Origin of the sequence: Williamsia sterculiae, from assembly GCF_900156495.1 — a bacterium.
In the GTDB taxonomy this organism is placed as follows: Bacteria; Actinomycetota; Actinomycetes; order Mycobacteriales; family Mycobacteriaceae; genus Williamsia_B; species Williamsia_B sterculiae.
Map to the genome: position 1 here is coordinate 285577 of NZ_FTNT01000001.1, position 14195 is coordinate 299771.

Here is a 14195-nt window from a genome sequence, read left to right on the forward strand (position 1 = left end):
GAAAGGGTTCACCCATGAACCGGATCGACACCCACCATCACCTGATCCCGCCGTTCTATCGTGACGCTTTGCGCGACCACGGGATCGCCGACGCGGGTGGCAGAGCATTGCCCGACTGGTCGCCCGAGACGTCGTTGGCGACGATGTCGGATCTGGCCATCTCGACCGCCATGGTGTCGGTGTCCACTCCAGGGACCTCGTTTCTGAGTGACGCAGGCGAGGCCGCGGAACTGGCAACGCGGCTCAACCACTACGGTGCAGACCTGGTCGCACAGCGGCCCGACCGATTCGGGTACTTCGCGACCTTGCCGACACCGCACGTCGAACAATCGGTGGCCGAGGCGACCCGGGCCCTGGATCACGGTGTCGATGGGGTGGTCCTGCTGGCCAACTCGGCCGGAACTTACCTGGGAGCTCCCGGGCTCGACGAGCTGTGGCAGGTGCTCGACGAGCGCGGCGCCGTCGTGTTCATTCATCCTGCGGAGCTGCCGGCCGCACCGGTCGACGGCATTCCGCCGTTCGCCGCCGACTTCCTGCTGGACACCACCCGTGCGTCATACCTGCTGGTGCGCAACGGGATCGTGCGCGACAACCCGAACATCCGGTTCATCCTCAGTCACGGCGGGGGATTCGTGCCGTACGCCGCCCATCGAATGGCGACTGCCATCGCCGGTGACACCAAGCGCAGCATCCTCGATGTGTTGGACGACTTTCGCTCCTTCTACTTTGACACGGCGTTGTCGTCGAGCTTCGCCGCACTGCCTACGCTGCTCGCGTTCGCCGAGCCGGGCCACATTACGTTCGGCTCCGACTGGCCTTTCGCTCCCACCGTCGCCGGTGCGTACTTCGCCGCGGGTCTCGAGGACTACACAGCGATGTCGGACGCCGACCGACGGCTCATCGAGCGCGGTGCGGCCGAACAGTTGTTCCCCCGATTGGCCACCAGTCCGCCACCGTCGCCACATGGATCGACAGTGGACCGGCTGACCAGCGACACTCGCCGAACGGTGATGCGCATCATCACTCGCGCGCTGCAACCGTGATGGGAGCCGAGTCGGGTCCCTGTCCTGTCGATGCTCAGCCGATGAGGCCGTCGACCGCGGCCTGCATGGCGGTCGCGACCTGATCGGCGAGTTCCTCCGGACCGGCAGCTCCCGACGATTCCATCGGTGGCAATACCCGGGTACGGAGTTTGCTCGGCATGGGGAAGTAGGGCAGCAGTCCCACCGCACCCACCGACACCCCCCAGGGAATCGAGATGGAGACGGGTAACGCTTTCAGGCGAAACATCTTGTCGACGCCCAGTATCCGAGCCAGACGTTCGCCGCGGCTGAGGACGAGCAACGTCTTACCCGCTCCCGTGGTCACCACCGGCACGATCGGCACGTCACAGTCACGCGCGAGCTTCGCGAACCCGCTGCGCCCGTAGAACGAGACGGTGTTTCGCTCGCGGAAGGACTTGAAGGCGTCAAGGTCGCCTCCCGGAAGGACCACTACGTTCTCCCCGCGCGCGAATGCATTCTTGGCCTCCTCCGAACCCGCTGGTCGTGCGCCCAGCGGTTCGATCAATGGGCCCACCTGCAGCGTCCAGGCGATCTGGTGAACCAAAAAGGTCACCGGCCGCTGCAGATCGAGTTCGCGGAGCGTGGCCATCAGCGCGAAGACATTCAGATCGAAGATGCCACCAAAGCCGTGGTTTGCCACGAACAGCACGGGCCGATCCTGGGGAACCGACACCGCGCAGATCTCGAGACGGTGGTAACGCCGCACGAATTCGACACCCAGTGATCGGCCGGTGCGCGCGATCGCGGCGAGCACATCACCCTCGGTCAAGGTGTCGAGGGTTCGGGTCGTGGCTCGTCCGCTCTGCTCGGCCAATGCCGTGAGTAGTGCCGCGGCATCTCGTACACCCGCTGACGAAGCCCCCATACGGCGATCTCCTCCGCCCCCTGTTGTGCGATGATACCGAAATCATAATGGGCAGAACGTGTCAGCGGATCGGATCCGCAACATCGCAGCGAAAGTGGTGCGGCGTGCGTACCGGCGCATGTACTCGATAGCGGAACAGCCGACCGGATTCGTCGGTAGTGTTCGCACGACTGACGCCAACCGCACGGACGGGGAGCGAACCATGGGGACGATCCGCGCCACAGCACTCGTCGTCGCGGGAGCGATTGCCGTCTGGGCGGCGGGTATGGATGCGACCGTATCGGCACAATCTGCTGGGCACGGATGTGGTTCCGCACTGACGTCACGCGAGCGGCAGGACATCATGGCGCTCTCGGACCCGCCGACGTCCACCGGTTCGACACTGTCGCGACTACGAGACCAGGTGTCACGGTTGCAGAACATCGCCGACATCCTGGTCCGTCACAATGATCGGCGGGGTTTGTTCGCGGTGGGTCTTGCGGTGACCGAACGCGAGGCCGTCCTTCCCCTCGAGTCTCGGCCGTCCGGCCTGCAGCACCCCGAGCGGGCGCAGGCCATCAGCCTGGCCCTCCTCGATCGCTATCTCGAGGCCGTACACGCCGAATTCGGTGACGGCTTGGTACCGACACACTGGAGGCGCCACTTCCTGCTCGCGGCAGACTGCACCCAGTCCGGACAGCGCGTTGCGATGTCCGGGTACAACGCACACATCACCACCGACCTCGCATACGCTGTCGCTGATTCCGCGGCAACGCGTAGCGACGCGCACGACTTCTACCTCATCGTCGACACGATTGCCATGCACGCGAAGTCGATAGTCGCAGTGACCAATCGGGGTTACGGCGTCGACCTCGGCCCGGCCATGCGGTTCTACTTCGTCGGCGAGGGTCTCGATCGTGTTGTCGGAGCCGGACGGGCAACCGGTCCGATGCTGCGAGCGGCCGACATAGGTTACAACGTGCTGACCTTCGAAAACGGTCTGGCGCTGCAGGTCCTATCGACGCGCGCGGCCGCCGTCCGCTCGGTCGGACTGCTGTGGTCGACCGGTGACAACGCGCTCGCGGTTGCCGCTGCACTGGGTGTGTTGAAGTTGCGGTGAGTGCGTCGCCAGCGATGGGTGCACATGCATCGCGGCTGACGTGCGCTACGTGCCGTGATCCCCCTTCAGCGGGACTACCTGCTGATCTCGAAGAGGACGCGAACGGCCGGGGGTTCGGCGAGCATCGCGGTGGAGGTGGGCAGGTCGCCCGCGACGCTGCCCATATGGGCTGCAAAGAACGATTGGTCCTCCCATTCCTGAATGGCGAAGAAAGATCGGGGATCGCTGGGGTCGGCGAACTCTCGGGACGAGATCATGCCGGGTTTGTGCGAGGTGGCAATCGCTTCCTGCAGGGCGTCGCGGGCAGCGTCTTCTTTGCCGGCGTGGGCGCGGATGTGGATGAGTACGGTGACGGGTTGCGTGACGGTCATGGTTCCCCTGTTGGTGGTCGTTGCTGTCGGCAACCGGCGACGTGATGGCCCTTGTAGTCGATCGAGACCGAGGGTGATCAGGTGGGCTTCGCCGCTGTGCCTTGGTCATTGTGGTGCGCATGCGACCGCTGGCCTGCAAGTGTGAGACCTGTCACTTTAGCGGCCTCGGCAATCTTGAGTGGAACACGCTCAACTATATCTGCGTTGAAGGACTCGACGGGGCGGTCGTCCCCGATGAACACTGACTACGAACAGACTCATGACCAGGAAGAAAGGGCGTGCAGTGGACAGCTTCAACCCCACCACGAAGACCCAGGCCGCTTTGCAGGCCGCGGTCCAGGACGCGGCGGCCAACAAGAACCCCGACGTCCGGCCCGCGCACCTGCTGGTGGCGTTGCTCGACCAATCCGACGGGATCGCGGCGCCGTTGCTCAAGGCGGTCGGCGCAGATCCGGCGATCGTCCGATCGCGGGCGCAGGCGCTCATCGCGAAGATGCCCACCGTGGCCAGTCAGAGCGGTCAGCCGCAGCTGAGCCGCGAGACCATCGCTGCGATCACCGCTGCTCAGCAGCTCGCGGGAGAACTCGACGACGAATACGTCTCCACCGAACACCTGATGGTCGGACTGGCCACCGGTGATTCCGATGTGGCGGAGGCACTGCACGAGCTCGGTGCCACCCCGGAACAGCTGCGCGAGGCTTTCGTGTCGGTGCGCGGCACCTCGCGCGTCACCAGCCCTGACCCGGAAAACACCTACCAGGCGTTGGAGAAGTACTCCACCGACCTCACTGCCCGCGCTCGTGAGGGCAAACTCGACCCGGTGATCGGTCGCGACACCGAGATCCGTCGGGTGGTGCAGGTGCTCAGCCGGCGCACCAAGAACAACCCGGTGCTCATCGGGGAACCCGGCGTCGGCAAGACCGCCATCGTCGAGGGTCTCGCCCAGCGGGTCATCGAGGGTGACGTGCCGGAGAGTCTGCGCGGCAAGACCGTGATCTCACTGGACCTCGGGTCGATGGTCGCCGGGGCGAAGTACCGCGGTGAATTCGAGGAACGGTTGAAGGCCGTGCTCGACGAGATCAAGAACTCGGCCGGGCAGATCATCACCTTCATCGATGAGCTGCACACCATCGTCGGTGCCGGTGCCACCGGCGACTCGGCGATGGACGCGGGCAACATGATCAAGCCGTTGCTGGCCCGTGGCGAGTTGCGCCTCGTGGGTGCGACCACACTCGAGGAGTACCGCCAGTACATCGAGAAGGATGCCGCGCTCGAACGTCGTTTCCAGCAGGTCTACGTCGGCGAACCGTCGGTGGAGGACACCATCGCGATCCTGCGTGGGCTGAAGGACCGATACGAGGTGCACCACGGTGTCCGCATCACCGACTCCGCGTTGGTGTCGGCGGCGGTGCTCAGCGATCGGTACATCACCTCTCGGTTCCTGCCGGACAAGGCGATCGACCTCGTCGACGAGGCCGCGTCGCGGCTGCGGATGGAGATCGACTCGCGCCCCGTCGAGATCGACGAGGTGGAACGGGTGGTCCGCCGACTCGAGGTCGAGGAGGTCGCGCTGGAGAAGGAGACCGACGAGGCCTCCAAGGTGCGGCTGGAGAAGCTGCGTCAGGAGCTCGCCGACGATCGCGAGAAGCTCAACGAGTTGACCGCCCGGTGGCAGGGTGAGAAGAACGCCATCGACTCCGTGCGTGACCTGAAGACCGAGCTCGAGGAACTCCGTATCGAGGCGGACCGCGCCGAACGCGACGGTGACCTCGGACGGGCTGCGGAATTGCGCTACGGCCGGATCCCCGGTCTGGAGAAGGATCTCGACGCCGCATTGGCGAAGAGCGAGGGGTCTCCGAGTGACGGTGACGTGATGCTCAAGGAGGAGGTCGGTCCCGACGACGTGGCCGAGGTGGTCTCCGCGTGGACCGGCATCCCCGCAGGTCGCATGCTCGAGGGTGAGACGGCCAAGCTGCTTCGTATGGAGGAGGAGCTGGGTAGGCGCGTGATCGGGCAGGCAAAGGCCGTCGAGGCCGTCTCGGACGCGGTCCGTCGTGCGCGCGCCGGGGTCGCCGATCCCAACCGTCCGTTGGGGTCGTTCATGTTCCTCGGCCCGACCGGTGTCGGCAAGACCGAGCTGGCCAAGGCGCTTGCGGAGTTCCTGTTCGACGACGAGCGGGCGATGATCCGCATCGACATGAGTGAGTACGGCGAGAAGCATTCGGTGGCAAGACTTGTCGGTGCTCCTCCGGGATACGTCGGATACGAGAGTGGCGGTCAGCTGACCGAGGCCGTGCGGCGTCGCCCGTACTCGGTGGTGTTGTTCGACGAGATCGAAAAGGCGCATCCGGATGTGTTCGACATCCTGCTGCAGGTGCTCGACGAGGGACGACTCACCGACGGTCAGGGTCGCACGGTGGACTTCCGGAACACCATCCTCATCCTGACGTCGAACCTCGGCGCCGGTGGTGACGAGGAACAGGTGATGGCAGCGGTGCGTGCGGCATTCAAGCCGGAGTTCATCAACCGACTCGACGACGTGCTGATCTTCGACGCGTTGCAGCCCGGTGAGCTGGTGTCGATCGTCGACATCCAACTGGATCAGCTGCGCAAGCGCCTGGCGGCCCGTCGGTTGGATCTCGACGTGTCCGACAAGGCCAGGGAATGGTTGGCCAACCGCGGATTCGACCCGCTCTACGGTGCACGGCCGTTGCGCCGCCTGGTGCAGCAGTCGATCGGCGACCGGCTCGCCAAGGAACTGCTGTCCGGTCGGATCACCGACGGCGACACCGTTCCGGTGAACGTCAGCGACGACGGCGAGAACCTCGTCCTGAGCTGAGAACGATCGAGCGAACCCCGCTCCGGCATCACGCCGGGGCGGGGTTCGCCGTATCGGCGCGGGCGTTGGCGGCGTGGACGTCGGGTACGTGGGTCTCCGCCCACTCTCGGACCGCTGCCAGCGGGACCAACAGCGATCGTCCGAGTGCGGTCAACGAATACTCCACGTGTGGGGGCTGTCCGCCGAGGTCGGTACGCGCGACCAGCCCGTCGTATTCGAGGGCGCGGAGGGTCTCGGTCAGCACCTTGGGGGTGATGCCCTGGATATGGGCTTTGAGCTCGCTGAACCGCATCGTTCGGTCGGCCAGTGCGGTCACCACGAACACCGTCCACCGCGCACCGATCCGGTGCAGAACCACGCGGCTCGGGCAGGTCGGGGCCATCACGTTGTAGGCCGTGGGCGGTGGCGCATCCGTGGTCGGCATCGAACCTCCTGGTGGCGAGCGGTTTCGTTGAAGGTACCGGTATCTATTCCATACTGTCGAGCTCGTCAGGTCATCGAGACGAGAGGACGTCAGACATGAGCGCAGGGCACACGAACAACGAGGACGCGCTGGCCGGGACCACGGTACTGGTGGTCGGGGGAGCGAAGAACATCGGTCGTGAGATCGCCCGTCGCAGCGCCGACGCCGGAGCGAAGGTCGTGGTCGGAGCCCGCAGTATGGAATCGGCGAACGACGCGGCCGCGCAGATCGACAACGCACGTGGCATCGCCATCGATGTGACCGATGAGGCGTCGATCGCGGCTGCGGCCGCCGAACTCCGATCCGTGGACCACGTGGTGGTGACCGCGGCCGCGCACCACAACGTGCCGGTCGCCGAACTGGAACACGACAAGGTGGTCACCGCCTTCGAGGCAAAGGTCATCGGGCCGCTGCTGCTGGCGAAGCACTTCGCGCCGATCATGCCTGCGACCGGGTCGTTCCTGCTGTTCTCGGGCGTGGCCGCGTGGAAACCGTCCGCAGGTCTGTCGATCATGGGCATCACCAACGGTGCGGTGTCGTTCGCGGCGAGCAACCTGGCCGTCGAACTCGCGCCGATCCGGGTGAACGCCATCTCGCCGGGCATCATCGACTCGGGCACCTGGGATTCGATGCCCGCAGATGACCGCAAAGCCTTCTTCGACGGTGTGGCCGAGGGCAACCCGGTTCGCCGAACCGGGACCCTCGATGACATCGCCGATGCTGCATTGTGGTTGCTGAGTGCGGGATTCGTCTCCGGCGAGACGGTCCACGTGGAAGGCGGCGCGCGTCAGGTCTGAGACGAATCCGCCGACTGCGCAGGGAATGCCGGTGATCGGGTCACCGACGTGGAACACCAGATGCCCGGTGGACGCGCGGGCGGAGTCGGGTCGTCGGGACGGCGTGTCGGGCTGAACCGCAACATGGATTGCAGCTCGGCGACCTGCCGTTCCAACTCCTCGATGCGCTTCTCCAGCTGAGCTATCTCCGGGTCCTTGTGTGGATCCACGGTGGTCTCACCTCCGGCCGACGAGTGTCGTTCCGTTCCCATGGTAGGCCGCGTGGCCGGTACGTCACCCAGGTCGATTCGACCGCGATCAGTGGAGATGCCGCGCCAGAAATCGGGCCACCTCCTCACCAGCGAAGTCGGGGACACCGGTGTGACCGCCCATGTTGGCCGACAACGTCTTCTGGTGCGATCCGTAGGCATCGAACAAGTTCAGCGCCGCCTGCCGGTCGTTGCGTTCGTCGTCCCACTGCAACAGCATGTGCATGGGAACGCTGAGTCGAGCGGCCTCCTCGACGAAGGAGTGGGGGACGAAGCTGCCGGCGAACAACACAAGAGCCGCGATCCGGGGCTCGACGCCGGCGAGCCGCAGGCCGATGGCCGTCACACCGCCGGAGAACCCGATCGGTCCGCGGAGCTCCGGCGTGGACATGAGGTCGTCGAGTGCGACCTGCCATTCCGGCACCGCGATGTCGACCAGTGGCAGTACGAGCCGATCGACGATGTCATCGGTGACCGGTTGTCCGGACATCAGGTTCTGTCGCAGTTCCGTCCGAACCTCGTCGATGGCGGGCAGGGGTTCGCGATCACCACTGCCGGGCAGTTCGATCGTGGCAGTGGCGAATCCGTGACGGGCCGACATCCGTGCGCGGCCCAACAGTCGGGTGTACATCGAGTTCAGACCACCGGGATGGCCGAGGAGGATCGTGGGGACCGGTTCGGGGCATGGATCGGGTATCCAGGCAATTCCGGGGATGTCCCCGGACACGAATCGTCGTTCGATGAGGTCGTCGTCGAGGTGATGTTCGTCGATGACATGCATGGTGGTGCCTTTCGGGAGTCCTGAGAGGTGCTCCCGGGCGACCTATCGCCCGACCGTGACTCCGCAGAGGAGCACCCACGTCGAAGTGTTCACGGGTACCACCTCCTTGCTTGGCTCTGATCCGGCGTGGCGAGCGTAACCGACCCGGTTCGCCCACCGCCAGGGGTTTACCGCGGACCTGATCCACGAGGCGGAGTCGATGTCGTACCCCATCTCTATAATTGAACACATGGGCGAGAGTCGTTGGGCGGGTGGGTCGCCGGCAGCATTGAGGCTGCTCGGCGACGTCTCCGGCGCCCCGGTCAACGATCTGCTTGCGGAGATGGTGCACGCCACGGCGGGGCAGTCGTTTCTGGAGTGGCAGCGGTATCGGCTTGCCGCCGAGCTGGATTCCTAGTTGGTCGGCGACGAGGTGCTCACCGATTACCGGATGATCGATTCGACCGCGTTGTGTGCCACCCGTATCGCCACCGTGTTGTCGATCAGTCAGGTGGCTGCGGAAGGGTTGTTGGCGCGGGCGGTCGCGTTGCGGGATCGGTTACCGCAGGTGTTGTTGTGCCTCCGGGACGGGAAGGTCGCCCCACAACACATCCGCACGATCGTGTCGCGCACCGACCTGATCACCGACGAGACCATTGTCGCCACCGTGGACCGCGAGATCGCACAGTGTTTACGCCGGAAGGGGTCGTGGTCGACGAACCGGTTACGGGACATGGTGGATCGGATCGTGTACACCCACGACCCGGATGGTGTGCGGGAGCGGCGTCGGGTCGCCAAGGACGCCCGGTCGTTTTGGACGGAGAACGGTGCCGATGGCATGGGTGTGGTGGGTGCGAGCATGACTGCGGAGAACACCCTGTTGTTGGCGCAACGGGTGCATGCCGCCGCCGACCACGTCTGTGCGAATGATCCGCGCACCAGGGCGGCACGCAGGTCGGATGCGTTGGTCGCGTTGACCACCGGTGCGACGTGGGAATGTTTGTGCGGTGACCCCGAGTGCACCGCCGCAACCGGCTGGGACACCACCACCACGTCGGGGCCGGCCACCACTGCAGTGATTCATGTGGTCACCGACCACGCCACCCTGTCGTCGGAGCAGGGCGGTCGGCCGGGGTTCATCCCCGGGTACGGGGTCATCTCACCCGACCACATCCGTGACCTCGCCCACCGCCCGGACACGGTCATCCGACCCGTCCCCACGTCTGCACCCGCAGCGCAACCCGCAGACCCGTACCGGCCGTCCGCCGCGTTGGCCCGGTTTCTGTGGATGCGCGATCAGTACTGTGTGTGGCCCGGATGTGACCAGCCCGCGATGCGCTGCGACAGCGACCATGTCACCGAATACGAGCACGACAACCCGTCACAAGGCGGTCAGACCGCCCCGGCGGACATGAACTCCAAATGCCCGTTCCACCATGGGGTGAAAACGTTCACCGAGTTCCTCGACGACCAGACCATCGACGACCTGGGCCACCCCGAAGTCACGGTCACCACCCCCGAAGGGTTCACCGTCGACGGACCCGCCCACACCGGCCACGACCTGCACCCGCACCTGGGTGACATCGAGTTCACCGCCCCACCCAACGGGCCACCACCAGCCTCCCCCGAGGAACCGACCAGACGCCGACCCCGCCTGGCAGACAAACACGCCCGACGACGCCACGAACGCGAACGCAACCGTTGCGCGAGACAAGCCGATGACGAATACGACCCACCACCGTTCTAAACGGTGCCGGCCGAGACCTTCTCGCGACCGGCGCGATCGGTGCGCTGGCGGTAGACGCCCAGGCCGACGATGATGACCGCGGAGATGATCGAGAAGCCGATCGCCTGCTGTTGATTCGGGTCGAAGGCCATGAGGATCAGGACGGCGATGATGAACACGATGACCACGCCCGTGAGATAGGGGAACAGCCACATCCGTACCGCGGAGCGCCCGCCGGTGGCGCGCATCTTGCGGCCGAGCACCAACTGACTGGTCGCAATGGCGAGATACACGAACAAGGCGACCGCACCGCTGGTTGCCAAGAGGTAGGCGAAGATCTTGTCCGGCAGCACATAGTTGCCGACCACGGCGAGGAACCCGATCACCATCGACGCCAAGACGGCCACCCACGGCACCCCGTTACCCGTCAGCTTGCGCACCACCCGCGGTGCGTCACGACGCTCTCCCAGCGAGAACAGCATGCGCGACGCGGTGTACAAGGCCGAGTTCAGGCACGACGCGACCGCAGTGAGGATCACGACGTCCATGATCTGCTTCGCATGCGGGATGCCGATGGCCTCCAACACCGACTGATAGGAACCGTCGTCGAGCTTGTCGTAGGGCAGCAGTGCGACGACCACGAAGATCGAACCGATGTAGAACAGCGAGATCCGCCAGATCACCGAGTTCACGGCTTTGCTGATACCCGCTTCCGGATTCGGCGACTCGGCGGCTGCGATGGTGACGATCTCGGTTCCCATGAACGAGAACATCGTCACCAACATGCCGGCGATGACGGCCCCGAAACCGTTCGGTAGGAACCCGTCCGGCTTCCACAGGTTGGAGATGCCACTGACATCCGATCCGGGGAAGACGCCGAAGATGGCCAGCGCGCCGACCACGATGAAAGCGACGATCGCGACGACCTTGATCAGAGCGAACCAGAATTCGAACTCACCGTAGTTACCCACGCTGATCAGGTTGGTCACGGTCAGCAACACGGTCACCGCGAGCGCCCAGATCCACTGCGCCCCGCCGATGAGATCGGAGAGAATCGACGCGGCGGCGGTTGCCTCCACCGGGATCACCAACACCCAGAACCACCAGTACAACCACCCGACCGAGAAGCCGGCCCAGCGTCCCAGGGCCCGGTCGGAGTACACCGAGAACGATCCGGTGTCCGGATTGGCGGTGGCCATCTCGCCGAGCATCCGCATGACCAGCACCACCAGCGTTCCCGCCAGCAGGTACGAGATGAGGACCGCGGGTCCGGCCTTCTCGATGGCGTTCGCCGAGCCGACGAAAAGACCCGCGCCGATGACCCCGGCGATGGAGATCATGGTGATGTGTCGAGGTTTGAGGCTGGTGCCCAGCGCGGGACCGTGACCACCGGGTGCAGACGCGGGTGCGGTCGGATCGGATGACGGCGGCGGGGTTGACGCCGGGGTGTCGGTACTCATGGTGGGAGGCCCTTTCGATCGCTCGTCGATGATGTCGACGGATGGAGACGCTAGTACCGGTGCGGCGCGTTGGTGCCGGTTCGGCACGCCCGGCTGTGTAAACGTCGTGTGGCGTCGATGCCGATGCTCGTGGTCGCTACGGTGTCGAGGACTGTCTTCCAGCGATGAGTGAGGCCGACGATGATCGAACGCAATTCCGACGAGGCCCGTGACCTGGCCCGCTCCGCCTACGAGACTCTCGAGCCGTTCCATGTCATCGCGTACTTCGCCCCGGGCCTGCAGCAGGCGGCCACCGACGTCGGGCTCGATCTCTCCGGCTTCTACGTCGGAGCCAGGGGTGCCCCGCTGGGGCCGTGTGACGCCAGTGTGGTGTCGGCGGCCTTCTTCAACTTCAGCCCGTCCGTCGTCCGTCCGGGCTGGGAATCCGCATTGGGCGTGGGTCTGACGGCGGTCGCGGATCGTCGCTACCAGCTGCTCGACGACACGCTGCGTGGCGCCCTGGGGTCCGCCGTCGACGACCCCGAACTCGCCCGGCTGGCGGACCGGTACACCGACATCGCCGCCGGCTTGCCGCTGGCGGGGCGGACGCTGGCGTCGGCGTGGGCGCGGTCGACCTCACCCGATGCTGCCCACCTGCGGCTGTGGCGCGCGGTGGCCATCCTGCGTGAGTGGCGCGGTGACGGTCACGTCGCCGCGCTCGTGCTGGCCGGTCTGGATCGGGCGCAGGCCCTGGTCTTCCACGAGGCAAGACACCCCGATCCCACGGTGCGACGCCGACTGCTCGGCCGGAAGTTCAGTCAGCTGTCGCGCGGCTGGTCGGATGCCGACTGGGACGGGGCGGTCGAGACGCTGGTCGCGCGCGGTGTGCTGGAACGCGCCGACGAGGGCGGTGAACGACTCACCGACGCGGGTGTCGACCTGTACGCGGACGTCGAGAAGCGGACCGATGCGGCGGCCGCGGCCGCGTGGGCCGACGTGGACGACGCCGCGGAACTGATCGCCGCGACCCGGCCCTACGTGAAGTCGGTCATCGACGCCGGAATCCTGCCCGGGACGAAGAACCGCGCCACCCCCCGGTGAGCACCGCGATCCGCAGCCGGATCTCCCGGCCATCAGCCGCCTGGGTCACCGGGTGGGGAGCCGGTGCGGCCGCCGCGGTCGTCTACGTCCTGTTCGTGGTCCGCCGCTACCAGCGACTCGACACCAACGGGTGGGACCTGGGCATCTTCACTCAGGCGGTACGGGCCTACAGCCGATTCACCGCACCGCTGGTTCCGCTGGAGGGTGATCACGTCAATCTCCTCGGCGATCACTTCCAACCCTGGATCGCACTGATCGCGCCGATCTACCGCATCTTTCCCACCCCGGTCACCCTCATCGTGGTGCAGGCGCTGTTGTTCGCGTTGGCCGTGATCCCCGTGGTCCGGCTGTCCACGTCGCGGTTCGGTGTCGTCGCCGGCGTCGCCATCGGCGTGGGTTTCGCCGTCTCCTGGGGACTCGTGCAGGCGCTGTCCTTCGACTTCCACGAGATCGCCCTGGCGGTTCCGCTCGTCGCGTTCAGCCTGGTCGCCCTCTGCGAAGAGCGATGGCGCGCCGCACTTGCCTACGCCGCGCCGTTGGTCTTCTGCAAGGAGGACTTGGGTGTCACGGTCGCGGTCATCGCGCTGCTGGTCGCCTGGCGGGGTGGACGTGTGGTGTGGACTGCTGCGGCGGTGACCGGGGTCTGGGGTATCGCCTGGACCGTGGTGACGATGAAGGTGATCATCCCCTCGCTCGCCGACTCGGGCTACGGATACGAATCCAAGTTCTCCGGGGGTGCGACCGATTCGGCGTTGCGTACCCTGCGGGGTATCGCGTGGGGTGATCCGCGCAGCGGGACACTGTTCCTGCTCGCGGTCGTCGTCCTCGTGGTCGGGGTGTTGTCGCCACTCATGCTGGTCGCAGTACCCACGCTGGCCTGGCGTTTCCTCAGCACCAACACCCTGTACTGGGGTACGGGGTTCCACTACAACGCGATTCTGATGTCGGTGGTCTTCGTGGCCCTCATCGACGCGTTGTCGGGCTGGGGTGCCACGGTCTTCGGTCGTCGTCGGGTCACCGCGATCGCCTTGGGTTGCGCTGGGGTGGGGTTGGCCCTCTGTTACGGCAACGCCTTCGCCCGTCTGCCGCAACCGTCGTTCTACGACAACCCACCGCAGTTCGCGGCGGCGAAGGCATTGGCTCAGCGCATCCCGGATGGTGCCGCGGTTGCGACGACCAACAACCTTGCCCCGCTGGTCGTCTCACGGCATGAGGTGTCTCTGTTCCCCAAACTGCCACGCACTGCGCGACTGCCGAACTGGTTGTTGATCGACACCACGACGCATGGCTACTACCCCACCGACAACGCGGGGGTGAACGTGGCGCTCGACGCGGTGCAGTCCACAGGTGGCTACCACCGGGTCGCCGAGTCCGCCGGAGTCGTCTTGGCGACACGGAATTGACCCGCACCCGCGCAGTCGCT

Annotated in this window: 14 protein-coding genes; 8 read left to right on the forward strand and 6 right to left on the reverse strand. The window is 65.8% G+C overall.

Annotation, left to right across the window (positions count from 1 at the left end; genetic code table 11):
• Positions 1–14 precede the first annotated feature (14 nt).
• A complete protein-coding gene (locus BW971_RS01170; RefSeq protein ID WP_076475760.1) occupies positions 15–1043 on the forward strand; it encodes an amidohydrolase family protein in 1029 nt (342 codons plus the stop codon).
• Positions 1044–1077: 34 nt separating this feature from the next.
• Here BW971_RS01170 and BW971_RS01175 read toward each other — a convergent pair whose 3' ends face one another.
• Positions 1078–1929 (reverse strand): 1-acyl-sn-glycerol-3-phosphate acyltransferase, encoded by an 852-nt coding sequence (locus BW971_RS01175; RefSeq protein ID WP_083709152.1) that lies wholly within the window; start codon positions 1927–1929, stop codon positions 1078–1080.
• Between the two features lie 202 nt (positions 1930–2131).
• On the opposite strand from BW971_RS01175, the gene BW971_RS01180 reads away from it, so the two are divergent.
• The gene (locus BW971_RS01180) at positions 2132–3028 is read left to right on the forward strand and encodes a DUF5995 family protein (RefSeq protein WP_076476303.1); all 897 of its coding nucleotides are present in this window, start codon (positions 2132–2134) and stop codon (positions 3026–3028) included.
• 74 nt (positions 3029–3102) lie between these two features.
• On the opposite strand, the gene BW971_RS01185 is transcribed toward BW971_RS01180, so the two are convergent.
• Positions 3103–3399, reverse strand: coding sequence for a putative quinol monooxygenase (locus BW971_RS01185; RefSeq protein WP_076475762.1), 297 nt, complete (start codon positions 3397–3399; stop codon positions 3103–3105).
• A gap of 283 nt (positions 3400–3682) precedes the next feature.
• Between BW971_RS01185 and clpB the strand changes: the two genes are divergently transcribed.
• Positions 3683–6238: an ATP-dependent chaperone ClpB gene (clpB, locus tag BW971_RS01190; RefSeq protein ID WP_076475764.1), complete on the forward strand. Its 2556-nt coding sequence runs from the start codon at positions 3683–3685 to the stop codon at positions 6236–6238.
• A gap of 28 nt (positions 6239–6266) precedes the next feature.
• Here clpB and BW971_RS01195 read toward each other — a convergent pair whose 3' ends face one another.
• Positions 6267–6662: a winged helix-turn-helix transcriptional regulator gene (locus BW971_RS01195; RefSeq protein WP_076475766.1), complete on the reverse strand. Its 396-nt coding sequence runs from the start codon at positions 6660–6662 to the stop codon at positions 6267–6269.
• Positions 6663–6757: 95 nt separating this feature from the next.
• Here BW971_RS01195 and BW971_RS01200 point away from each other — a divergent pair, with 95 nt between their 5' ends.
• Positions 6758–7498, forward strand: a complete 741-nt coding sequence (locus tag BW971_RS01200; RefSeq protein WP_076475768.1) for an SDR family oxidoreductase — start codon at positions 6758–6760, stop codon at positions 7496–7498.
• Here BW971_RS01200 and BW971_RS01205 read toward each other — a convergent pair.
• Both BW971_RS01205 and BW971_RS01210 read right to left on the reverse strand, forming a co-directional pair.
• Positions 7489–7707 carry an ABC transporter C-terminal domain-containing protein gene (locus BW971_RS01205; protein WP_143690148.1) on the reverse strand — a complete coding sequence of 73 codons (219 nt, stop codon included), beginning with the start codon at positions 7705–7707 and terminating at the stop codon, positions 7489–7491. The two genes, BW971_RS01200 and BW971_RS01205, sit on opposite strands and share 10 nt — an antisense overlap.
• Before the next feature lie 88 nt (positions 7708–7795).
• Positions 7796–8527: a dienelactone hydrolase family protein gene (locus BW971_RS01210; protein ID WP_076475772.1), complete on the reverse strand. Its 732-nt coding sequence runs from the start codon at positions 8525–8527 to the stop codon at positions 7796–7798.
• A gap of 229 nt (positions 8528–8756) precedes the next feature.
• On the opposite strand from BW971_RS01210, the gene BW971_RS21420 reads away from it, so the two are divergent.
• Both BW971_RS21420 and BW971_RS01215 read left to right on the forward strand, forming a co-directional pair.
• On the forward strand, positions 8757–8924 hold the full coding sequence (locus BW971_RS21420) for a hypothetical protein (RefSeq protein WP_159441814.1): 168 nt from the start codon (positions 8757–8759) through the stop codon (positions 8922–8924).
• A gap of 33 nt (positions 8925–8957) precedes the next feature.
• Positions 8958–10253: a DUF222 domain-containing protein gene (locus BW971_RS01215; protein WP_143690149.1), complete on the forward strand. Its 1296-nt coding sequence runs from the start codon at positions 8958–8960 to the stop codon at positions 10251–10253.
• On the opposite strand, the gene BW971_RS01220 is transcribed toward BW971_RS01215, so the two are convergent.
• Positions 10250–11692, reverse strand: a complete 1443-nt coding sequence (locus BW971_RS01220) for an amino acid permease (RefSeq protein WP_076475776.1) — start codon at positions 11690–11692, stop codon at positions 10250–10252. The two genes, BW971_RS01215 and BW971_RS01220, sit on opposite strands and share 4 nt — an antisense overlap.
• A gap of 180 nt (positions 11693–11872) precedes the next feature.
• Between BW971_RS01220 and BW971_RS01225 the strand changes: the two genes are divergently transcribed.
• Together BW971_RS01225 and BW971_RS01230 are read left to right on the forward strand one after the other, a co-directional pair.
• Complete coding sequence (locus BW971_RS01225) at positions 11873–12772, forward strand: SCO6745 family protein (protein WP_076475778.1); 900 nt, start codon at positions 11873–11875, stop codon at positions 12770–12772.
• On the forward strand, positions 12769–14175 hold the full coding sequence (locus BW971_RS01230) for a DUF2079 domain-containing protein (protein WP_076475780.1): 1407 nt from the start codon (positions 12769–12771) through the stop codon (positions 14173–14175). The genes BW971_RS01225 and BW971_RS01230 overlap by 4 nt, the downstream gene beginning before the upstream one ends.
• The last annotated feature ends 20 nt before the right edge of the window (positions 14176–14195 follow it).